Raw genomic sequence first — 21352 nt, forward strand, 5'->3', positions numbered from 1 at the left:
CCTGCTGATCCGGTTGCTGGTCGGTGCTGGTAGGCGCTGCTGGGGTGGTGCCGTCGTCGATCACCCGTTCATTGCACCGCGCCGGCGGTCGGTGGACCATGCCGCCCCGGCGACTTCTGTCCGGTATACCGGACACATGGCCCTGCCGAACGACCCTGACCGCGCGCCGGCGGGTCCCGCCCGCGCCGAAGGCGGGACCCGCCGGCCGGCGGTGCCTGCACTGCGGCGCGGGCTGGCGGTGCTCGGGGTGCTGGCGGCCCGGCCTGGCCCGGTCTCGGCGACCGCGGTCGCCCGGCAGCTCGGCCTGGCCAGATCCACCGTGTACGAGCTGCTCGGGGAGCTGGCCGCCGCCGGCTACGCGGTACACCTGCCGGAGCAGCGGCGCTGGGGACTGGGGGTTGCCGCCTTCGAGGTCGGGTCGGCGTACCTGCGCGGGGAACCGCTGGAGCGGCTGGGCCGGCCGATTCTGCGGCGGTTGGCCGCCGCGGCCGCACCGAGCGCCGCCGGCGCCGTGACCGCGCACCTCGGGGTGCTGCACGGTGCGCAGACGCTCTACCTGGTCAAGGAGGTGTCCGGCACTGGCGGCCCGACGCTGGTGACCGACGTCGGGGTACGGCTGCCGGCCGCGCTGACCGCGACCGGGTTGTCGCTGTTGGCAGCGCTGCCTGCTGCGCAGATTCGAGCAGTGTTCGCCGACCGGAGCAGCTTTCTGCGGCGGACCGGCACCGGACCCACCAACCTGCCCGAGCTGCGCGCCGATCTGGCCGCGGTCGGGGCGCGCGGTTGGGCCACCGAACACGGCAGGGTGACGCCGGACACAGCATCGGTAGCGGCCGCCGCTCACGATCACCACGGCCGGCCGTTGGCCGCCATCGGGTTGACGCTGCGCCACCACTGTGGCGATTCCCCCTGCGGGGTAACGTTTCCCGAGCTCGCGACCCACGTCAGGGCGGCCGCGGCCGAACTGACCGCCGCTGTCGGCGGCCGGCCACCCGGCCACTGACCGGGCGGCACCGTCCGCCCGGCGGCCGGCTCAGCTCACCGGGCCGGCTCAGCTCGCAGGGCCTGCTCAGCTCACGGGGCCGGCTCAGCTCACAGCGCAGGCTCGGTTCACAGGTACGTGGCGAGCCGGTCCTGCGATCCCCTCAGGTTGACGACGTTGCCGGTGAAGGCGTTGTAGGCCAGGTGCGCCAACCCGATGTGCAAACAGCACAATCGCAACCGCTCGTCGAAAGCGGAGACCTGGATTCCGTTGCGCGCGAAGTGTTCTCGGGCTCGGGCGCGCAAGTCGATGCTGGCGAGGCCAGGCGTCCACGGTGTCCAGAACTCCAGCCAGGCCAGGTCGTACAGCCGGTCGCCGACAAACATGCAGCCCCAGTCGAACACCGCCCGTAGCCGCGGTGCACCCCCGCCGGGGTCCACCAGCACATTGCGATTGATCAGGTCCGAATGCACCCAGCCAACCTCGATGTCGCCGCCGACCGCGGCAACTCCGCGGCGCAACCGGTCGATGCCCGTGCGCAGGCTGTGCTCCCCGATCGGACTGTGCCGCAGGCGATCCCGCCAGCCGGCCAGCCTGCCCGCCGGCGGGTCGTCCCCGACCGAGAGCAGGTACTCGGGGTAGCTGCGGCCGAGCCCGACGGCCGCAGCGTCGACGTCCAGTGCCACCCCGGGCCCGGCCGCGGTGGCGGGCGTGCGCCGCAGATCGGTCGCGGGGTCGCGCCGCTGCAGGGTGTCGAGCGCTGTCAACACCTGATCCAGCACCTGGTTCCAACCGGCACCGCCCAGTTCCTCGAGGAACACCCCGGACCGGCGCTGCGACACCGCCAGGTACTCCCCCGGCGCCCACTCGTCCACCGACAGCACCGCGGGGACCGGCAGCGTCTGGTCCCAGAAGCCGCCGGCCATGGCGTCTTTGGCGAAGTCGTCGAGGTGCCGGCCGATCCTGGCCACCAGCGGCCGCACCGGCTCGCCGGCTCCGGGCTCAGCCAGGGCCGAGCCCGAGGTCGCGCCATCGGATGGCGCCGCGTCGAACGCATAGGCCACCGACCAGGCTCCGCGGCCGAGCTCCACCGGCGTCCCGGCAACCCGGTATCGCCTGCCGAGCACCGTCGCCAATCGGTCCGGTGGCACAGCCGTGGTCGGCGCCGCGGAACTCACCGGCTCAGCTTAGGCTGGCCACGGGCCGGTAGGCAGCAGCCGCTGCGGCCCGCGATCACCGGATCGGCAACATCGAGAACAGGAGCACCGATGGCCGCACCCAAGGGCAGAATCGCCTTGTTACGGCACGGCGAGACCGAGTGGAGCCGCAGCGGCCAGCACACTTCGGTGACCGACCTCGACCTGACCGACCGCGGCGTACGGCAGGCGCAGAGCATCCCGGCGCTGCTGACCGCGCTGGACGTCAAACCCGTTGCGGTACTGGTGAGTCCACGGTTGCGTGCCCAGCGCACCGCCAGTCTTGCCGGGCTCAGCACCACCGACATCGACGACGATCTCGCCGAGTGGAGCTACGGCGAGTACGAGGGCATCACCTCGAAGCAGATCCACCAGACCCGGCCGGGTTGGTCGATCTTCACCGACGGCGCTCCCGGCGGCGAGTCTCCCGCCGAGGTCGGTGCGCGCGCCGACCGGGTGCTCGACCGGGCCGCCGCACTGCTGACAGACGGCGACGTGATCCTGGTGGGCCACGGGCACATGTCGCGGGTGCTGGCCGCGCGCTGGTGCGGTTTCCCCGTGGCGGCCGGGGCCGCGTTGACCATGGACGCCGCTGCGGTCACCCTGCTCGGCTTCTACCACGACGACCGTGCGATCGAGCGGCTCAACGTTCCCGCCGAACTGGCCAGGTCGGAGCAGACCGGACCGGTCACCCCCTGATTCACCGTGGCACGCAGCGACATTCGACCAGGCGACCATGCCGCCGTCCGCCGGGGTCAGCGCAGTTCCAGCAGCGCGACACCGACGGCGATCAGCGCGATGCCGGTCGCCCCGCGCCAGCCGAGCGCCTCGCCGAAGAACAGCGCACCGAGCACCGCGGTGAGTACCACCCCGGTGGCCGCCCAGATCGCGTAGGCCGTGCCGACCCCCATGCCGCGGCGTAAAACCTGCGCCAGCAACAAGAATGCCCCGAGGTAGCCGACGATCACCGGCACCAGCCATCCCCAACGCGTCACCCCATCTGCGTTCAGCGCCTTCAACGCCAGCGTCGCGGTGACTTCCAGCGCGATCGCCCCTGCCAGCAACACACCATTCACCGACAATCCTTTCCGTTATCTGCCGACCGTCTGACCACGGTCCGCCCGCTGTCCATACCGGTCCCGTCCGGGCTTGCCGTCTCCGATCGCATCATTTTTGTATACCGCACGTGCGGTACAGTAAACCCATGGAACATCGTCGCAGTGCAGAAGTGCGATCGGACATCCTGCGCGCCACCGCGCGGGTGGTGGCGCGTGACGGCGCCGAGAAGCTCACCGTCAACAGCGCGGCGAAAGAAGCCTGTCTGAGCGTCGGAGGGTTGCGCTATCACTTCCCGTCGAAGCGGGAACTGCTGGTCGGCCTGGTGGCGCACACCGTCGACGGTTTCGACCAGGCCATCGCCGCCGCCGGCACCGCGCCCGGCGACCGCACCATGGCCTACATCGCCGCCACCCTCACCGATTCCGGGGACTGCGAACCGGCGGCGGCATTGGTCGCGGCCGCCGCCGTCGACTCCAGCCTGCTCGACGTGCTGCGGCAACACTTCCGGCGTTGGCAGACCGCCCTTGACGACGACGGGGTGGATCCGGCGATCGCCACCCTGGTCCGACTGACCATGGACGGTTGGTGGCTCGCCGCGTTCCTGAAGCTGGCCCCGCCCGGCCGGCGCCGCACCGCCGAGATCCGAACACAACTGGAACACCTTGTGGCGCAAGGGGTCAAAGGTGTCTGACCGGGTAAGCCACGGACCCGGCGAGCCTGGCCGGCGCGGCGATCAGCGGGTGGTGCGGCGGATCAAGACCACCATGCTCTGGACCGATCTAGGCTTCTTGGGCTACTGGCTGGCCACCGCCTTCGGCTTGCTCGCGGTGACCGGCGGGGAGCTGATGGACGACTGGAACTGGTCGTTCTTCGGCCTCGATCTGGTGGCCATCGCCACCGGTTTGACCGGGCTGGCCCTGGCGCGGCGGCGACACCCGGCGTCCTGGGCGCTGATGACGGTGTCACTGGCGCTGACCGCTGCCGCCGGCCTGATGGCGCTGAATTTCTTGGCGCTCCGCGGCGATTTCCAGCTCGCCTGGTGGTTGCCGAACGCCTGGCTGCTGCTGTTCCCACTGGTGGCGCTGACGCTGCTGATCCGCGGCGGTCACCTGAACCTGGTGCCACGCTCGGCAGCCGGTCCGGCCGCCGGACCCGCCGACTAGTTCGCCCGGACTCCCGCGACCGGCTCCGCGGGCTGCCCACATCGGAGATCACCCGCGGAATTGCCGACGCAAGGCCGGTGCGGAAGATCGCCGAAGCCCGCTGACCAGCAGCGGTCAGGATTCGTCCGGACCGAACAGCGCGGGAAACTTGCCGATCCATTCGGTGGCGGGACGCGTCAGCAACAGGGTGCCGGTCGCCAGCGCCACCGCGATCAGGCCGATCCCCCACGGCCATTGGCCGCTGCCGGTGATCAACCAGATGCCGATCGCGCCGACAATGATCTGCACGACGATGGCGGCGGTGCGCCCCCACCGGCGTCCGCGCAGCAGAGCGTTCCCGACGGCGGCGATGAACAGCATGATCGCCGTGAAGTAACAGAGCTGGGCGATCAGCTCGCCCGTCCTTGCATCATTCTTGATGCCGGACACCGCGGTGGCGACGACGAACACCAACAGCCCCAACGCTTCTGCCAGCACCAGCACGCCAGCAGCCTTCACCGGTGCCGGCGGCGGGATGGAGATCGGCGGCGGATCTGCTGGGCTCACGCCGGTCAGGGTATCCGCCGCCGGAGTCACCGCCGCACTGCCGATACCCTGACGGCCGTCATGCGCGCCGTGCTGATCGTCAACCCGCACGCCACCTCGACCACCGAGCGTCGGCGCGATCTGCTGACCCACGCGTTCGCGGGCGAGCTCGACCTGCAGGTGGTGCACACCGCCGGTCGCGGGCACGCCGCCGACATCGCCGCCGCCGCGGCGGCCGACGGGGTCGCGCTGGTGCTGGTGCACGGCGGCGACGGGACGGTCAACGAGACCGTGAACGGTCTGCTCGCCGCCGGGGTGCGAGCAGACAACCCGATGCTCGCGGTGATCCCGGGCGGCTCCACCAATGTGTTCGCCAGAGCCGTCGGAGTACCGGCCGACCCCACCGACGCGGTGGAACATCTGCTCTCCTCCCTCGAGGCGCAGCGACCGCCGCGGTCGGTGTCGCTCGGCCGCGCCGGCCAGCGCTACTTCACCTTCAACGCCGGCATGGGCATCGACGCCGACGTGGTGCGGCGGGTGGAGCAGCATCGCGCGCTCGGCAAGCCGATCTCCAACAGCCTGCACGTACGGCAGGCCATCGCCGCCTACCGGGAGCGCAATCGCGGCTGGTCTGGGCCGCTGACCCTGACGCTGCCCGGCACCGAACCGATCAGCGGCTGCCGGCTGGCCTTCGTGTCCAACGTGTCGCCATGGACCTACCTGCACGGACGCGCCATTCGCACCAACCCGGACACCTCCGCCGATCACGGCCTCGGGGTGTTCGCGGCGACCTCGCTGTCCGCACCCACCGTGCTGCGCACCGTCGCCCAGCTGTTGCGCTCCAAGCCGGGGCACGGGCCGCACGGCTCGGCGCTGATCAGGGCCGACGACGTCGGCTGGGTACGGCTGCAGGTGGCCGACCCGTCCGGTCCCGGCGTCGGGGTGCAAACGGACGGCGACTACCTGGGCGAGTACACCGAGGTGGAGTTCGTCTCGGTACCGAACGCTCTCAAGGTGCTGGTCTGACCGTTCGGTCTTCGGATCACGCACCGCACACCGACCGAGCACACCGAGCGCCTCAACGGCGAGTGGAGATTCGCCGGTTCGTCCGGGGAGACGCCTGGCGATCGTCCGGTCCGGAGCGGGCTGTACCGGACGATCCCTTACGCCCAAACGGGTGAACTTATTGACCGGACAACAAGAAACCACTGGTCAACCCTTTGCTGAATCGATCCCATCAGGCAAGATGGACAAGGGTATGGCGCCGTGTCGACCGGGATGTCGCGGGCGCCGGCACATCGCAGCGAGACGTCGAGTGCGGATGGTGACCACCCCGCCGGCCATGCCGACGGCAGCTCACCCGCAGCCCGGCGTTCCTCGGCGCCGAGCATCACCGTCGGCGTTCGAGCGCCGCGACACGCCGGCGTGAGTTAGATAACCCGGCTGTCGCTAGCTCTTGACATCACGACGTCGCGTGGAAGCATTCTTTCGGCCGCGTTCATCCGCGGTCGCGCGCCGACAGGCGCGAGCAACACTGCGCACGCCGGGTGTCCCAGACGGACGTCCTGCCCAGCCGGACGCGTTCGCCCACAACGGCGAACCCGCGAGCGGGTCGGCAGTGCGGGGTCGGGAGAACGGCGCAACGATGCGCCCGGCGCCCGACACAACGGGCATACCAATGCCTCGGCCGGGCCACCGGCCGAAACGCCGCTGGGCGGGATCGGCGTCCCTCCCGGTCACAGACTTTAGCCGGGCCGCCACCGCGGCCGACAACCGGGCTCCGGCCCACGAATGGTCCCACCAGGGCCTTGAAGGAGAGCACCACCCATGGATTGGCGTCACCGCGCGATCTGCCGCGACGAAGACCCCGAGTTGTTCTTCCCCATCGGGAACTCGGGTCCTGCGCTGCTGCAGATCGCAGAAGCAAAGGCAGTGTGTGAGCGCTGCCCGGTGATCAGCGAATGCCTGGCGTGGGCACTGGAGTCCGGCCAGGATGCCGGCGTGTGGGGCGGCATGAGCGAGGACGAGCGTCGCGCCCTCAAGCGCCGCAGGGCCCGCGCCCGCGCCCGCAGCCTTTAGTACCCGGCGTTTCGACGCGCAGCCTTTGGACGGCCAGCCTTTCGACCCAGCCTTTGGACGGCCAGCCTTTCGACCCAGCCTTAGCCCCACAGCCTTTCCACGCGCGGCCTCAGCCCGACAGCCTTCCGGCCCGCCTTTCGACGCCAGCCTTCCCGGGCCGCCCACGCCGCCGGCACTAGGAACGGCGGGTGAGCGGGATCCTGATCTCGGCCTCGCTGCCGGGTCCGTCCTCGCGCGAGCGCATGCTGATCGACCCTCCGAGTTCGGAATCCACCAGGGTGCGCACGATCTGCAGCCCGAGGCCGGTGCTGCGTTCCAGCGAGAATCCTTGGGGCAGACCGGAACCGTCGTCCTGGACGCGCACCACCAACTCACGGGCGGAGCGTTCGATTCTGACCTGTACCTGCTTGCCTTCACCGCTTTCCGGATAGGCGTGCTGCAGCGCGTTCTGCACCACCTCGGCCAGCACCATCACCAACGGTGTTGCCACGTCGGCCGACAGCACCCCGAAGCTGCCCTCGCGCTGCACCCTGGCCGGCCGCTCCGCCGCCGCCACCTCGCCGAGCATCGGCACCAGCCGGTCGACGATGTGGTCGAGGTCGACCCTGTCGTCCGGGGCCGTCGAGAGCGTCTCGTGCACCAGCGCGATGGACGAAACCCTGCGCACCGATTCATTCAATGCATATCGAACGGACTCTTCGCCTGACCGTCTGGCCTGCAGGCGTAATAGCGCCGCCACCGTCTGCAGGTTGTTCTTCACCCGGTGGTGGATCTCGCGAATGGTCGCGTCCTTGGACAGCAGCGCCCGATCCCGGCGCCGCACCTCGGTGACGTCGCGCACCAGCACCAGCGCACCAGCCGGCGCGCCGCCGATCAGCAGCGGCAGGGAGCGGAACAGCACAACGGCACCGCGAGCCTCGATCTCCATCCGCAGCCCCGGCCGGCCGGACACCGCACCGGTGATCCTGGCCGCGAGCTCGGCGGCGTCGAACGGGTCGCCCACCAGGCTGCGGGTCAGCGTGGCCAGCTGCATGCCGATCAGATCGCCGGCGTAACCGAGCCGGTGGTAGGCCGACAGCGCGTTCGGGCTGACGTATTCGACGGTGCCGTCCGGGTCCAGTCGCAGCAGCCCGTCACCGGCGCGCGGCCCGGTGTGCAGTTCGCCCGGCTGCTCTCGTGGCGGGAAGCTGCCCACCGCCACCATGTCCAGCAACGACTGCGCGGCATCGAGGTAGGCCACCTCCAGCGCGCTCGGACCGGTGGCGCCGCGGTCGACGGTGTCCTGCACCAGCACGGCGATGGCTGGTTCGGCGCCGGTATCAGGCAGCCGCACCGGGATCAGGGTGCGCACCAGCCGCTCGCCGGCGTCCAGCGGCCGGGTCGGCCAGCGATCGGCGTCATCGATCTGGCCGACAAGAACTTGATCGGTGCCACGCATGGCGGCCAGCAGCGGTGCGGCAGCGGCGGCGTCCAACGTGCGACCGACCAGATCGTCGGGGTAGGCGCTGGATCCGGTGGTCGGGCGGGCCTGGCTGACGCAGATCAGGGCCGGCGTTGCCGGTGGGGTGAGCGCCGCCGGCACCGAGTCGGCCCGGGCGGCGGCGCCGCGGGTGATCGGGACCCACAGCGTCAGATCGGAGAAGGAAAGGTCCGACAGCAACTGCCATTCCGACACCAGCCGTTGCAGATGCTCGACGACCTGCCCGGAGGCGTCGGTGTGCTCGGCGAGCAACTCGGTGAGCGTCGACACTCCGACAGACTCCGATCAGATTTCGATGAATTCTCTGCGGTGCTGCGGTCAGTCGATCTCGGCGATCAGGTCGCCTTCCTGGACCACCTGGCCCTCGGCGACGGCCACCTTCGAGACCGTTCCGTCGACCTCGGCGATCACCGGGATCTCCATCTTCATCGACTCGAGGATCACCAGCGTGTCGCCGTCGCTGACGGTGTCGCCCTCCGAGACGAGCACCTTCCAGACGTTGGCCACCATCTCCGCATTCACCTGCTCGGCCATCTGCCGCTCCTTCTGCTGCGCCGTGGTTTGCTGTCCTGGCATCCGCTGCCCGGCATCCGGCGCTGGTTGCCAGGGCCGGACGCCGCCCGGCCCGGCGGCGGGCGCCGGGGGCAGGTTGCGATTCATCCAATCACGTCGGCGCAACGCCGCCGCCCAGCGTGGCCGCTGGGCGGTCGGGCCGACCCTCGGCACGTGGCAAAATGGGTCGCCGGGCAGTACGGACCGCTGCGGTCCGGCCGATAAGTGTTGTAGGAGGTAGCAATGGGCAAGCGAGGACGCAAGAAGAAGGCACGCAAGGGCAACAAAGCCAACCATGGCAAGCGCCCCAACGCCTGATTCTCCCGGTGCATCGGCCCGGCGCCAGCGCCCGGCCGACCCGGCTCCGCCACCGGCCCCGCACGGACTGTCCGTGTCGGGGCCGGTGGACTGTCCGGTGCCTCCGATGACGGATGAGCCGGCTGCCGGGCAACCCGGCGCCGCACCGTTGTCCGGTCCGGGCGGCGCGCAGCTGCCCGCTGCTCCGACGACCACAGCGCCGGCGGCAGTACCAGCGCCGGCGGCCATACCAGCGCCGGCGGCGGGACCGGCACCGGTGGCCCCGCGGGTCACAGCGCCGCGATCCGGTCCCGGACTGCTGGTCGCGGTGTCGCTGTGGCGGCTGGCGCTCGCCGGCTGCGCGCTCTACGGTTTCGGCGCCGCCATGACCGGCGATTACACCGGCGCGGTCAACTGGCGCAACCTCGGCTACTTCAGCCAGTGGGGCAGCTTGCTGGTCGGCGTCGTGGCCCTGGGCGGGCTGCTGTCACCGCTGTGGAATCACGGTGCCTACGAGGGTCGCCGCGGCGTGCTGCGTGGTCTTGCGGTCACCTGCACGACGCTGATCGCGATCGTGTTCGGCACCCTGCTCGGTGCCGACTACTCCTCCACCGCAAGCCTTTTCGAGCACCTGGTGACACCGATCGTTGCACTGATCGACTGGCTGGCGGTGGGCCGCAACGCGGCCAGAGTGCAATGGTGGTGGCCGGCCGGCTACTTGGTTGTTGTGCTGGCATACCTGCCGACGTACCTGGCCACCAGCGAAGCCTTCGGGCACCCGCTGTACGGCTTCCTCGACCCGGACGCCGACGACTTCTGGGTGTGGGTGGTGGCGCTGCTGGCCGGCTTCGGGGTGCTGGCGCTGGTGCTGCTGGCAGCTGCCAGGCTCACCCGCCGGTGGCTGCAGGCCGACCGGCCACCCGGCGCCCAGCCGGCTTTCGCCGGCGGACGCTAGGCCGGATTGTCCGGCTCAGCGCTCGCCGCGGCGGCGCCGGAACCGGGAGTTCAGCGGCCGGTGCGCCGCACGCTGATCTGCGTGGTCTGCACGTCCACCGTGCTGACGGTTCCGGTGGCCGGATCCACCCGGGTCACCCGCACCCGCTCCTGGAGCGCGGCGAGCACCCTGGTGCGCAGTTGGCTGGGCGCCTGCTCACCCGAGCAGCCGCGGTGCACGAGCCGCTTCAGCTTCTCGTCCAGCCCGGCCTCGTCGAGGCACGGCGAGCAGTCGTCGAGGTGCTGCTGCACCGCTGCCCTGGCGTTCGGGTCGAGCTCGTTGTCCAAGAACAGCCAGACGTCGTGCAACACCTTGTCGCACTCGGGTTTTCCGGTGCTGTCGGGCGCCGCCGAGCACGGTCCCGCCGCGGCGGGCGCTGCCGAATCCGGTGCTGCCGAACCCGGTGCTGCCGTTTCGTTCGATTCTGGATCTACCGGCGTTGTCATGCGGTCACTCCACGCAGAAATCCGCGTTCGCGCGCGTACTCGGACAGTTGGTCTTTGAGCTGCCGGCGGCCCCGGTGCAACCGGGACATCACGGTTCCGATCGGCGTCCCCATGATCTCGGCAATCTCTTTGTAGGCAAAGCCTTCGACGTCGGCCAGGTACACCGCCAGCCGGAACTCCTCAGGCAGTTCGGCCAGCGCGTCCTTGATGTCGGAGTCGGGCAGCCGGTCGAGGGCATCCATCTCGGCCGAGCGCAGCCCGGTCGAGGTGTGCGACTCGGCGTCGGCAAGCTGCCAGTCGGTGATCTCGTCGGTCGCGGTCACCTGGGGCTGCCGCTGCCGCTTGCGGTACGAGTTGATGTAGGTGTTGGTGAGGATCCGGTACAGCCAGGCGCGCAGGTTGGTGCCGCGCCGGAAGCTGCCGAAGGCGCTGTAGGCCTTGAGCATCGTCTCCTGCACCAGGTCTTCGGCGTCCGAGGGGTTGCGCGTCATCCGCAGCGCCGCGCCGTACAACTGGTCCAACAGCGGCATGGCGTCGTGGGTGAACCGCTCGGCGCGTTCCTCTTCGGTCTCCGGCTCGGCCTCTGACTCGGTGTCCGGCTCTGGGTCCGGATTCTCCGGCTCCGCGGATTCGGCTGCAGCGGTCGTCGGGGCATCGGACTCTGCCGACTCAAGACCCGCCGACTCAAGATCCGCCGAGTCGGGATGTGCGGGTCGGGTCGCTGACGTCGGCGAGCCGAGGTGCTCCGCATCGCGATCGATCGGGTCGGTGGCTGCACCTGCAGCGGTCACCGCCTCGCCTGCAGCCGTCGACGCGGAGGCCGGCTGCTGCGCCGGCCGGCCGGTGGGATCCTCAGAAGTTTTCGCCACACGCCCACTTTCGTCCCAGCGCGGCCGGTTCAGCAGTCGGCCGCCGTCTGCCCAGTCTTTTGAGGGTACCGAGGGTACGCGGCCGCGCCGAGCGCCGGACGGCGTCCGGCTCCGCGATTGCGCCTTGGCCGGCGTCCTGCCGGGAACCTGGCGTGCCATCACTGCTTGCATGTTCGTGCCCAACACCACATTTGTGCTTGCTATTCCGTACCGGCGGGTCCCCAGGTCTGTTGTCACCACGCCGCTGTCACCACGCCGCCCGGCGCACTGGTCAGCGCAGGGCGAACTCCGCATACCGCACCGGATACCGCAGCAGTCACTGCGTTCGGCCGCGGCACAGGCGTTGAGATGTCAGCAGATGTCGGCGCGCCCACGTAACCTCGCCGGGGTGATCACCTTCGAGCAGGTGTCCAAGCGCTATCCGGACGGCACTCTCGCCGTGGATGGGCTGAGTTTGGAGATTCCCGACGGTGCCACCACCGTTCTGGTCGGTCCGTCCGGCTGCGGCAAGACCACCTCACTGCGGATGATCAACCGGATGATCGATCCCAGCCACGGCCGGATCCTGATCGACGGAAAAGACATCACCAGCGAGCCGGCGCCGCTGCTGCGCCGCGGGATCGGCTACGTCATCCAGAATGCCGGCCTGTTTCCGAACCGGACGGTGCTCGGCAACATCGCGACCGTCCCGCTGCTGGTCGGGATGTCCAAGCGGGCGGCCAGGGCGAGGGCGAGCGAGCTGCTGGAGCGGGTCGGGCTGGCTCCCGAACTGGGCAAGCGATACCCCGCGCAGCTGTCCGGTGGCCAGCAGCAGCGGGTCGGGGTGGCAAGGGCACTGGCCGCCGACCCGCCGATTCTGCTGATGGACGAACCGTTCTCGGCCGTTGACCCCGTTGTGCGTACCGAGTTGCAGGACGAGCTGTTGCGGCTGCAGCACGAGCTCGGCAAGACGGTGGTGTTCGTCACCCACGACATCGACGAGGCGGTCAAGCTGGGCGACCGGCTGGCGATCATGGCTGTCGGCGGCCGGCTGGCGCAGTTCGGCACGCCCGCCGAGGTACTGGAAGCGCCGGCGGACGATTTCGTCGCGGCGTTCGTCGGCAGAGATCGTGGCTACCGGGCGTTGTCGTTCGCCAGTGCCGATGCCCTGCCGGTGCATCCGGAGCCGACCGTCAAACTGGGAGAACCGTTGCGCGGCAACGGTTGGCTGCTGGTGGTTGACGACACCGACGCGCCGCGTGGCTGGGTCAACGCCGACGAGCATCCCGCCGGGCAGCCGGTCAGGCAGCAGGATCTGCGGCTGGGCGGCACGCTGCTGGCGCCTGGTGGTTCGGTGCGCACCGCCCTGGACGCGGCGCTGTCGTCGCCGTCCGGCCGGGGTGTTGCGGTCGACGCGGCGGGCAAGGTGCGCGGAACCCTGCGCCCCGGCGACGTTTTCGGCGCGGCGGAGCGCGCTGCCACGTCCGGCAGCACCGAGGCCTATTACGACGAGAAGCAGCTCACCGCCACCGAGCACGCCGAGTTGACAGCTGCGGAGCAGGGGGCCGACCGGCTCAGCAAGGACGGCCGGTGAACTGGCAGTGGCTGTCCGACAACTCCGCTGACATCCGGAGTTGGTTCCTGGCTCACCTGTACCTGGCCGGGGTGTCCACCGTGCTCGGGCTGGTGCTGTCGTTGCCGCTCGGGATGATCGCCTACCGGTTCCGCTGGACCTATCCCCCGCTGATCAACCTGGCCGGGATCCTTTACACCATCCCGTCCATCGCGCTGTTCGTGCTGTTGCCCGGCCTGATCGGCACCAGCTTCCTCTCGCCGCTCAACGTGATCATCGCGCTGACGCTGTACACGCTGGCGCTGCTGGTGCGGGTGGTCGCCGACGCGCTCCGCGCGGTGCCGGAAGATGTGCGGCTTTCCGCGCAGGCCATGGGATATCGGCCGTTGGCGTCGTTGCTGCGGGTGCAGCTGCCGATGGCCATCCCGGTGATCGGGGCCGGTCTTCGGGTGGCCGCGGTGTCCAATGTCAGCCTGGTCGCCGTCGGCACCCTGATCGGCGTCCAGCAGCTGGGGCAGTTGTTCACCCGCGGGCTGGCGCTGTCGAACTACGGGGCGTTCTACACCCCGATCTGGGCCGGCATCGTGCTGAGCATCGTGATCGCGGTGGCGTTCGACCTGCTGATCCTGCTGGGTATCCGGCTGGCCAGCCCGTGGCAGCGGGTGAGCAGATGAACGTCTTCTCCGGAGTCTGGGACTGGCTCACCGACGGCGCTCACTGGACCGGCGAGTCCGGCATCCCGACCAGGGTGCTCGAGCATCTGGAGTACACCGCACTCACCCTGCTGGCGGCCATCATCATCGCGGTGCCGCTCGGCGCCTGGATCGGGCACATCGGGCGCGGCGCCGGAATCGTCGGCATGCTCGCCAATTCGCTGCGGGCGCTGCCGTCGTTCGGTGTGCTGATCCTGCTCACCGTGTGGGCGCTCGACCGGGCGTGGGGTACCGGCGGTCTGCTGGCTGCCACCGTTGTGACACTGCTGATTCTGGCGATTCCGCCGATTCTCACCAACACCTATGCCGGGGTACGCGCGGTGGATCCGGCGGTGCGCGACGCCGCGCGGGGCATGGGCATGAGCCCGATGACGCAGCTGCTGCGGGTGGAGTTGCCCAATGCGCTGCCGCTGATCATGGCTGGTATCCGGTCGGCCTACCTGCAGGTGGTCGCGACCGCCGTGATCGCCCCGTACATCAGCCTCGGCGGACTCGGCACCTACGTGTACTACGGGTTGAGCCAGCAGGATTACCCGCAGATGACGGCCGGTGCGGTGCTCATCGCGCTGCTGGCCATTGCCGGCGATCTGCTGCTCGCCGGTATCGCCCGGCTGATCGTCTCGCCCGGCCTGCAGATCCCCCGGCGGCGGGCTTGGTACCGTCGGCGGCCGAATGTTTCACCTGCTGCCGCGACCACCGCGGCGGTCGAACCAGCATCGACTGACCTGGACTCAGAGCCGAACGATCCGGACACCGCCGGCGACGACCGTCGTGCGGCGGCGCGATAGGAGAAACATGAAGACCCAGCGACTGTTCACGAAGATGACCGGGCCGAAGATGCCCGGGCGGAAGATGACGGGGCGCACCGCCGGCCTGGTCGCCGTCGGCGTGGCGGCGGCGCTCGCGCTGACCGCTTGCGGTGGCAGTGATCCGACCCAGACCAGCTCCCCGTCCGCCGACGGCGGCACCACCGATGCCGGCGCCGCGGCCGGTGGCGACGCCGCGGGCTCAGCTGCCGGCGCCGCCGACTCCGGCGCAGCGGGCTCGGGCGCAGCGGGTTCCGGTGCTGCCGGTTCTGGTGCCGCGGGTTCCGGTGCCGCGGGTTCCGGTGCCGCGGGCTCGGGCGCCAACACCGCCACCGGCGGCCAGGTGGTGATCGGCTCCGCCAACTTCCCCGAGTCGCAGCTGCTGGCCACCATCTACTCGAAGGCGTTGCAGGCCAAGGGCGTCGACGTGTCGACCAAGCTCAACATCGGCAGCCGCGAGATCTACCTGAACGCCCTCGAGAAGGGCGACATCAACATGATCCCCGAGTACACCGGCGGCCTGCTGAACTGGTACGACAAAGAAAGCAAGGCCACCGCCCCCGAAGAGGTGTACCAGGGTGTGCAGTCGTCGCTGCCCAACGGCTTCACGCTGCTGAAAATGAGCAAGGCCGAGGACAAGGACTCGGTGACGGTCACCAAAGAGACCGCCGACAAGTGGCAGCTGAAGACCATCAGCGACCTGTCCGGTCACGCCGGCGAGATGGTGCTGGCCGGGCCGCCGGAGTGGCAGACCCGCCCGGACGGGGTACCAGGGTTGAAGAGCGTCTACGGACTCACCTTCAAGACGTTCAAGCCGTTCTCCGCGGACGCGTCGCCGGTCAAGCTGCTCACCAGCAACGTGGCCCAGGCCGCGAACGTGTTCACCACCGACCCGGCCTTCGACCAGGCGCCGATTGTGGCGCTGGAGGACGACAAGCAGATGTTCGCGGCCCAGAACGTGGTGCCGCTGATCTCCGAGAAGGTCGCCACCGACCAGGTGCGCAGCACACTGGACGCGGTGTCCGACGCGCTCACCACCGACGATCTGGTGCAGCTGAACTCGGCGGTGAGCGTCGACAAGAAGCCGGTTGACCAGGTGGCCGGTGACTGGGTGAAGTCCAAGAATCTGGGCTGAGTATCCAGCAGGTCTGAACCGCACACGGCGGCGCCGCGATTCTTCGCGGCGCCGCCTCTGCGTTGCGCACGGGCCGCTGTTGGCCGGGCGCCATCGGCGCTTGTCCGGCCGTTCGGGTGCGGCCGTTCCCGCTGCGGCGCGCCGGCCATGACGGGTGAAAGTCCGTGGCTCAGCCTGCGATCGGCGCGAAGACGGCGCCGGCCAGCCTGGCCAGGTCGGCCGGCGCCAGCTCCATCTGCAGCCCGCGGCGGCCGGCGCTGACACAGACCGTCGGCTGGGGCTGTGCCGATGCGTCGATCACGGTGCGCAGCCGTTTGCGTTGTCCCAGCGGGGAAATGCCGCCGGCCACATAGCCGGACGAACGTTCGGCATCGGCGATGTCGGCCATCACCGCCTTCTTGCCGCCGAAGGCGGCCGCGAGCGCCTTCAGGTCGAGCGTGCTCGCCACCGGCACCACCCCGACGACAAGCTCACCGTCGAGTCTGGCCAGCAAGGTCTTGAACACCTGCTCGGGGTCGCGACCCAGTGCCGCGACCGCCTCGTCACCGAAGTGGGTGTTCTCGGGGTCGTGCTGGTACAGCAACAACGTGTGTGCGACCTTCGCGGCCAGCAGCACCGCCACCGCCGGGGTGGAAGCCGCGGATTTGGCTTTGGCCATGCCGGTCAGCCTCTCACGGCGGACGCAGCCGCCGGCCGTCGGCGGACCGGTGCCGTCGGCGGGCGGGTGGGGTGAGGGGGCCGCTGCGGTCAGCTGGCCGTTGACATGGCGCTGGAGAAGGTGCGCCGGTACTCGGCCGGCGCCACCCCGACCTGCCTGGTGAAGTGGTGCCGAAGCCCCGCAGCGGTACCGAATCCACTGTGGCCGGCCACCTGCTCGATGCTCAGCGCGGTGTCCTCCAGCAACGTACGGGCTCGCGAGATGCGCTGCGCGGCAATCCATTTCGCCGGCGACATACCCGTCTCGGCGACGAACCGCCGGGCAAAGGTGCGGTCCGACATGGCCGCGCGCCGTGCCAGCGAGCGCACCGAGTGCTCATCGGCCAGGTGCTCGATGAGGTACTCCAGCAGTTCGGCGAGGGAATCGCCTGTGCACTGCGGCACCGGCTGCTCGATGTATTGCCGCTGCCCACCGTCGCGCTGCGGCGGCACCACCATCCGTCTGGCGATCTTGGTGGCCACCGCAGAGCCGAGCTCGCGGCGCACCAGATGCAGACAGGCATCGATGCCGGCCGCGGTACCGGCACTGGTGATCAGGTCACCGTCGTCAACGTAGAGCACACCGGAGTCCACCTTGGCCAGCGGGAATCGCTTGGCCAGTTCGTCGGTGTGCATCCAGTGGGTGGTGCACGGACGTCCGTCCAGCAACCCGGCCTCGCCCAGCAGGAAGGCACCGCTGCACACCGACAGCACGGTCGCACCGGCGGCGTGCGCTGCCCTGATGGCATCAAGCAACTCCGGCGGTTGCGGCCGGCTGGTGTCGCAGGCCGGCAGCGCGACCAGATCGACGCCGAGCAGGCCGTCAAGGCCGTGGGGCGCCCGGAGCCGCAGACCGGTGCCGAAGTCGACGGTCCGGTCCGGCTCCGCCGAGCACACCCTGAAGTCGACAGCAGGCACACCCTCGTCCGACCGGTCGATGCCGAACACCTCGTGAATCAGCCCGAACTCGAACGGCGCGCACCGTTGTGGGACAACAGCTGCGACGGTGCGAAGTGCCATGATCCGCATCATGCCAGCCGAATGGCAGAAAATCGACGAACCAGGTCAGCTATGCCACTGGTGGCAGCTTTTCGTGGATAGCACAGTTACTGCCATGACCAGGCATCAGAGCTTCGGGCTCCCGTTGTTGTTTCCCGTCCCTGACGGATCCGTCGACCGGGACCTTGCCAGGCTGGACGCCGATCTCGCCGCGGTCGCGGCGCGCCGGCCCCCGGGCAACCCTGATGGCAGCGCACCGCGACTCCGCGTCCCGCGCCGGGTTGGGCACTGGCTCGCCCGGCTGCGTCGCACCTTCGCCAGGATCGGCGACAGCGCCACCTTCCGCACTCTGGCCCAAGGTCGCTGATCGAGCGCGGTGCGCTCACCGCGAGTACGGCGGGCAGCGGCGTCGGCCGTCTGCTCCACCTCGGGCTTCGCCGGTAAGGACGCCGCCAATCCCAGGGACGACTGTCCGGGCGCCCGAGATTCCCGCCGGCACGACCGACATTGCCGCTGGCTCAACCGGTTTCAGCGCTGACCCGCTCGATCAGCCGCGCGGAATCGTTGGCAACGTTGCCGACGTCCGCGCCCACCGGCCGGAACTCGAGCTGCGCGACCAATTCCGGGTCCGGCGGCGCCAGCAACGGCAGCACCTGCTCGCCACCGACAGCAGGGTCGAGCCACAGTGCCCATTCCGATGCCGGTAGTACCAACGGCATCCGGTCGTGAATGCCGGCCATCTCACCCACCGCAGCGGTGGTGATGATGGTGTTCGACACCACCGCCGCACCGTCCGGCGAGCGCCAGAACTCCCACAGCCCGGCGAACGCCAACACACTGCCGTCCTTCGGGGTGATGTAGAACGGCTGCTTACCGGCGCGGCCGCGACTCTTGCCGGTGGCCGGGGCCGTATCCAGCTTCTGCCATTCGTAGAAGCCGCTGGCCGGTACCAGACACCGGCGACGCTCGAACGCCCGCTTGAACGCCGGCTTGGCCGGGACAGAATCGGCCCTGGCGTTGAACATCCGACTGCCCACCGAGACGTCCTTGGCCCAGGACGGCACCAGCCCCCACCTGGCCTGCGCGACAAACCTGCCCGCCGGTTGCGCCGGGCGATCGTCGGTGGCCGGCCGGTGCGGGCGGCTGCGGACAATCGCAACCGCATCGGTGGGAGCAATGTTGTACCGCGGCCGGGGCGCGTCGCCGCCGTACAGCCCGCTGCCGGCCGGACTCACCGGATCCGGCTCGGCCTCGAACACGCCGTACAGCGTCTCCGGGTCAACGGTGGTGGCATAGCGTCCGCACATGCCTCCATGATCACCCCCGCCACCGACGGCCGGCAGGCAATCCGGCAGGCAACCCGGCGGGCACATCGGGCGGGCGATCCGTAATGAGATTATGGAGCGTATGAGCTCTTCGCTGACCGCAGCGGCCGCCCTGCGGGACTGGCCGGCGCCGGTGGCTGCCGGGGCGGTCAACGGCACGGTCTCGGTGCCGGGGTCCAAGTCGCTGAGCAACCGCGCGCTGATCCTGGCGGCGCAGGCGACAGCGCCGTCGGTGCTCGAAGGCGTGCTGCGCAGCCGTGACTCGGCGCTGATGGCCGCCGGGCTGCGGGCGCTCGGTGTTCCGGTGGACGATTCCGGTCCGGATTGGGCGGTGACCCCGGCACCCTTGCGCGGGCCGGCCCAGATCGACACCGGTCTGGCGGGCACCGTCATGCGCTTCCTGCCGCCGCTGGCGGCCACCGCCGACGGCGCCGTCACCGTCGACGGCGACCCGGCAGCCCGCAAGCGGCCGATGGGCGAGATCCTGCGCGCCCTGCGCGTGCTGGGAGTCGAGATCGACGGCAGCGGGTTACCGTTCACCTTGCAGGGCAAGGGATTCGTCACCGGTGGCAGCGTCACCATCGACGCATCGGCGTCGTCCCAGTTCGTGTCGGGGCTGCTGCTGGCGGCACCCAGCTTTCGGCGCGGGCTGACCGTGCAGCACGACGGCACGCCGGTGCCGTCGCTACCGCATATCGAGATGACGGTGCAGGCGCTGCGTTCGGTGGGGGTGCAGGTCGACGATTCCGACCCCAATACCTGGACGGTGGTGCCCGGTCCCGTTGACCCGTGGACGCAGCCGATCGAGACCGACCTGTCCAACGCCACCCCGTTCCTGGCGGCGGCGCTGGTGATCGGCGGCACGGTGCGGATCCCGCGCTGGCCCGAGCACACCACCCAACCGGGCGCGGCCTTCGCCGACCTGGCCGCCGACCTGGGCGCCGACGTCACGCTGCGGAACGGCACGCTGAGCGTCACCGGGCCGGACCGATTGCCCGGCATGGACATCGACGCCCACGACTTCTCCGAACTGGCGCCGACGCTGGCGGCCGTCGCCGCCTTGGCGGACGGGCCGAGCCACCTGCGCGGCATCGGGCACATCCGCGGGCACGAGACCGATCGGTTGGCTGCGCTGGTGGACAACATCACCGGCCTCGGCGGCGATGCCGACGCCGACGCGGACGCGCTGCACATCCGTCCGGCACGGCTGTACGGCGGAACGTGGCGGGCGTTCGCCGACCACCGGATGGCCACCGCCGGAGCAATTATCGGGTTGCGGGTCGCCGGCGTTGTGGTGGACGACATCGACTGCACCGCAAAGACTCTCCCCGGTTTCGCTGCGATGTGGGCCGACCTGCTCGGTGATCGGGACGGGAGCGGGAGCTGAGCCGGCTCGCCGATCAGTGGGACAACGACGACGTCCGGGTGCGGCCGTCGAAGCGGTCGCGCCCGCGGTCGAAGATCAGGCCGCGGCACAGCGAGGCGGCCACCGGCTTCGTGGTGGCGGTGAACCGGGGGCGCTACCAGTGCCTGGTCGACGAGGACGGGCCGGACGAACGCATGGTCACCGCAATGCGGGCGCGCGAGCTGGGACGCAGGGCCATCGCGGTCGGTGATCGGGTCGAGCTGGTCGGCGACACCTCAGGCGACAAGGACACCCTCGCCAGGGTGGTAAGGATCAACAAGCGCCGCAGCGAACTCCGGCGCAGTGCCGACGACGCCGTCGATACCGTCTCAGGAACCGGCGACGGTCCCGACCCGGCCGCATCCGGCGCCGAAAAGGTGTTGGTGGCCAACGCGGATCTGTTGGTGATCGTCACCGCCGCGGCGGACCCCCCGCCCCGTACCGGGTTCATCGACCGCTGTCTGGTCGCCGCGTACGCCGGCGGCCTGCAGGCGGTGCTGGTGGTGACCAAGGCCGATCTGGCCGACCCGTCGGACCTGGTCGCGGCCTACCGGGATCTCACCGTTGCGGTGGTGGTCTCCCGTCGCGAGCGCTCCGCGGGCAAGGCGCTGGCCGACGGTGCGGTCGCCGAGCTGCGAGAGCTGTTGCGCGGCAAGGTTTCCGTCTTGGTCGGCCACTCCGGAGTTGGCAAGTCGACACTGGTCAACGCTCTGGTGCCGGACGCCGACCGGGCCACGGCGACGGTGAGCGGCGTCGGCAAGGGGCGGCACACCTCCACTAATGCGGTCGCGTTACGACTTCCCGCGCGCCGCAAGCGATCTCGCGGCGACGGTTGGGTGGTGGACACCCCCGGCGTGCGCTCGTTCGGGCTGGCACATGTCACCAATGACGATGTGCTCTCCGCCTTCGACGATCTCGCACCGGGCGCCGCGCAGTGCCCACCAGGCTGCGACCATCTCGGGCCGGCCTGTGCACTGGACGGTTACGTGGCAACCGGGCACTCCTCGCCCGAGCGGCTGGCCTCGTTCCGCCGGCTGCTGCTCAGTCGAACCGGTACCGGTTGATCGAACGAGTTGCCG

25 protein-coding genes are annotated in these 21352 nt (G+C 70.1%); 15 read left to right on the forward strand and 10 right to left on the reverse strand.

All coding sequences use genetic code 11. The features are described from left to right. Positions 1 to 136 precede the first annotated feature (136 nt). Complete coding sequence (locus HKD39_RS13125; RefSeq protein WP_171200324.1) at positions 137 to 1003, forward strand: IclR family transcriptional regulator; 867 nt, start codon at positions 137 to 139, stop codon at positions 1001 to 1003. Between the two features lie 107 nt (positions 1004 to 1110). Here HKD39_RS13125 and HKD39_RS13130 read toward each other — a convergent pair whose 3' ends face one another. Continuing rightward, a complete protein-coding gene (locus HKD39_RS13130; protein ID WP_171200325.1) occupies positions 1111 to 2160 on the reverse strand; it encodes a phosphotransferase in 1050 nt (349 codons plus the stop codon). 90 nt (positions 2161 to 2250) lie between these two features. Here HKD39_RS13130 and HKD39_RS13135 point away from each other — a divergent pair, with 90 nt between their 5' ends. Then, entirely contained in the window at positions 2251 to 2877 is a 627-nt protein-coding gene (locus HKD39_RS13135; protein ID WP_171200326.1) for a histidine phosphatase family protein, read from the forward strand. Between the two features lie 56 nt (positions 2878 to 2933). On the opposite strand, the gene HKD39_RS13140 is transcribed toward HKD39_RS13135, so the two are convergent. Next, positions 2934 to 3254, reverse strand: a complete 321-nt coding sequence (locus HKD39_RS13140) for an SMR family transporter (protein WP_171200327.1) — start codon at positions 3252 to 3254, stop codon at positions 2934 to 2936. A 128-nt stretch (positions 3255 to 3382) separates the two neighbouring features. Between HKD39_RS13140 and HKD39_RS13145 the strand changes: the two genes are divergently transcribed. Further along, positions 3383 to 3928: a TetR/AcrR family transcriptional regulator gene (locus HKD39_RS13145; RefSeq protein ID WP_171200328.1), complete on the forward strand. Its 546-nt coding sequence runs from the start codon at positions 3383 to 3385 to the stop codon at positions 3926 to 3928. Then, positions 3921 to 4400 (forward strand): DUF5360 family protein, encoded by a 480-nt coding sequence (locus tag HKD39_RS13150; RefSeq protein ID WP_212754517.1) that lies wholly within the window; start codon positions 3921 to 3923, stop codon positions 4398 to 4400. Before HKD39_RS13145 ends, HKD39_RS13150 begins: the two co-directional genes overlap by 8 nt. A 114-nt stretch (positions 4401 to 4514) precedes the next feature. Here the strand turns inward: HKD39_RS13150 and HKD39_RS13155 are convergent, their stop codons facing one another. Next, positions 4515 to 4946: a hypothetical protein gene (locus HKD39_RS13155; protein WP_171200329.1), complete on the reverse strand. Its 432-nt coding sequence runs from the start codon at positions 4944 to 4946 to the stop codon at positions 4515 to 4517. A 60-nt stretch (positions 4947 to 5006) separates the two neighbouring features. On the opposite strand from HKD39_RS13155, the gene HKD39_RS13160 reads away from it, so the two are divergent. Next, positions 5007 to 5951: a diacylglycerol/lipid kinase family protein gene (locus HKD39_RS13160; protein ID WP_171200330.1), complete on the forward strand. Its 945-nt coding sequence runs from the start codon at positions 5007 to 5009 to the stop codon at positions 5949 to 5951. A gap of 801 nt (positions 5952 to 6752) precedes the next feature. Continuing rightward, positions 6753 to 7004 carry a WhiB family transcriptional regulator gene (locus HKD39_RS13165; protein ID WP_171200331.1) on the forward strand — a complete coding sequence of 84 codons (252 nt, stop codon included), beginning with the start codon at positions 6753 to 6755 and terminating at the stop codon, positions 7002 to 7004. A gap of 175 nt (positions 7005 to 7179) precedes the next feature. Here the strand turns inward: HKD39_RS13165 and HKD39_RS13170 are convergent, their stop codons facing one another. Together HKD39_RS13170 and HKD39_RS20590 are read right to left on the reverse strand one after the other, a co-directional pair. Next, the gene (locus HKD39_RS13170; protein WP_171200332.1) at positions 7180 to 8754 is read right to left on the reverse strand and encodes a histidine kinase N-terminal domain-containing protein; all 1575 of its coding nucleotides are present in this window, start codon (positions 8752 to 8754) and stop codon (positions 7180 to 7182) included. 48 nt (positions 8755 to 8802) lie between these two features. Beyond that, positions 8803 to 9018 (reverse strand): biotin/lipoyl-binding carrier protein, encoded by a 216-nt coding sequence (locus tag HKD39_RS20590; protein WP_171200411.1) that lies wholly within the window; start codon positions 9016 to 9018, stop codon positions 8803 to 8805. A gap of 261 nt (positions 9019 to 9279) precedes the next feature. Between HKD39_RS20590 and HKD39_RS20800 the strand changes: the two genes are divergently transcribed. Further along, on the forward strand, positions 9280 to 9354 hold the full coding sequence (locus HKD39_RS20800; protein WP_425488457.1) for a 50S ribosomal protein bL37: 75 nt from the start codon (positions 9280 to 9282) through the stop codon (positions 9352 to 9354). A gap of 106 nt (positions 9355 to 9460) precedes the next feature. Then, positions 9461 to 10288 (forward strand): hypothetical protein, encoded by an 828-nt coding sequence (locus HKD39_RS13180; protein WP_171200333.1) that lies wholly within the window; start codon positions 9461 to 9463, stop codon positions 10286 to 10288. Positions 10289 to 10338: 50 nt separating this feature from the next. Here HKD39_RS13180 and rsrA read toward each other — a convergent pair whose 3' ends face one another. Continuing rightward, positions 10339 to 10773, reverse strand: coding sequence for a mycothiol system anti-sigma-R factor (gene rsrA / locus HKD39_RS13185; RefSeq protein WP_171200334.1), 435 nt, complete (start codon positions 10771 to 10773; stop codon positions 10339 to 10341). Continuing rightward, a complete protein-coding gene (locus HKD39_RS20095; protein ID WP_212754540.1) occupies positions 10770 to 11303 on the reverse strand; it encodes a sigma-70 family RNA polymerase sigma factor in 534 nt (177 codons plus the stop codon). Before HKD39_RS20095 ends, rsrA begins: the two co-directional genes overlap by 4 nt. A gap of 697 nt (positions 11304 to 12000) precedes the next feature. Here HKD39_RS20095 and HKD39_RS13195 point away from each other — a divergent pair. The 4 genes from HKD39_RS13195 to HKD39_RS13210 are packed head-to-tail and all read left to right on the forward strand — an operon-like array spanning position 12001 to position 15848. Continuing rightward, entirely contained in the window at positions 12001 to 13215 is a 1215-nt protein-coding gene (locus HKD39_RS13195; protein WP_171200335.1) for an ABC transporter ATP-binding protein, read from the forward strand. Then, entirely contained in the window at positions 13212 to 13868 is a 657-nt protein-coding gene (locus HKD39_RS13200) for an ABC transporter permease subunit (RefSeq protein ID WP_171200336.1), read from the forward strand. Before HKD39_RS13195 ends, HKD39_RS13200 begins: the two co-directional genes overlap by 4 nt. Then, positions 13865 to 14695: an ABC transporter permease gene (locus HKD39_RS13205; protein WP_171200337.1), complete on the forward strand. Its 831-nt coding sequence runs from the start codon at positions 13865 to 13867 to the stop codon at positions 14693 to 14695. Before HKD39_RS13200 ends, HKD39_RS13205 begins: the two co-directional genes overlap by 4 nt. A 7-nt stretch (positions 14696 to 14702) precedes the next feature. Further along, positions 14703 to 15848: an ABC transporter substrate-binding protein gene (locus HKD39_RS13210; RefSeq protein WP_171200338.1), complete on the forward strand. Its 1146-nt coding sequence runs from the start codon at positions 14703 to 14705 to the stop codon at positions 15846 to 15848. A 169-nt stretch (positions 15849 to 16017) separates the two neighbouring features. Here the strand turns inward: HKD39_RS13210 and ybaK are convergent, their stop codons facing one another. Next, complete coding sequence (gene ybaK / locus HKD39_RS13215; RefSeq protein ID WP_171200339.1) at positions 16018 to 16506, reverse strand: Cys-tRNA(Pro) deacylase; 489 nt, start codon at positions 16504 to 16506, stop codon at positions 16018 to 16020. A gap of 89 nt (positions 16507 to 16595) precedes the next feature. Continuing rightward, complete coding sequence (locus tag HKD39_RS13220) at positions 16596 to 17564, reverse strand: GlxA family transcriptional regulator (protein ID WP_171200340.1); 969 nt, start codon at positions 17562 to 17564, stop codon at positions 16596 to 16598. Positions 17565 to 17658: 94 nt separating this feature from the next. Between HKD39_RS13220 and HKD39_RS13225 the strand changes: the two genes are divergently transcribed. Continuing rightward, positions 17659 to 17910, forward strand: coding sequence for a hypothetical protein (locus HKD39_RS13225; protein ID WP_171200341.1), 252 nt, complete (start codon positions 17659 to 17661; stop codon positions 17908 to 17910). A gap of 151 nt (positions 17911 to 18061) precedes the next feature. Here HKD39_RS13225 and HKD39_RS13230 read toward each other — a convergent pair whose 3' ends face one another. Further along, complete coding sequence (locus HKD39_RS13230; RefSeq protein ID WP_171200342.1) at positions 18062 to 18850, reverse strand: SOS response-associated peptidase; 789 nt, start codon at positions 18848 to 18850, stop codon at positions 18062 to 18064. Positions 18851 to 18950: 100 nt separating this feature from the next. On the opposite strand from HKD39_RS13230, the gene aroA reads away from it, so the two are divergent. Both aroA and rsgA read left to right on the forward strand, forming a co-directional pair. Next, positions 18951 to 20255, forward strand: a complete 1305-nt coding sequence (aroA, locus tag HKD39_RS13235) for a 3-phosphoshikimate 1-carboxyvinyltransferase (protein WP_171200343.1) — start codon at positions 18951 to 18953, stop codon at positions 20253 to 20255. 38 nt (positions 20256 to 20293) lie between these two features. Then, on the forward strand, positions 20294 to 21337 hold the full coding sequence (gene rsgA / locus HKD39_RS13240; protein ID WP_343074708.1) for a ribosome small subunit-dependent GTPase A: 1044 nt from the start codon (positions 20294 to 20296) through the stop codon (positions 21335 to 21337). Positions 21338 to 21352: the final 15 nt, after the last annotated feature.

This window comes from Nakamurella aerolata (assembly GCF_013002705.1).
In the GTDB taxonomy this organism is placed as follows: domain Bacteria; phylum Actinomycetota; class Actinomycetes; order Mycobacteriales; family Nakamurellaceae; genus Nakamurella; species Nakamurella aerolata.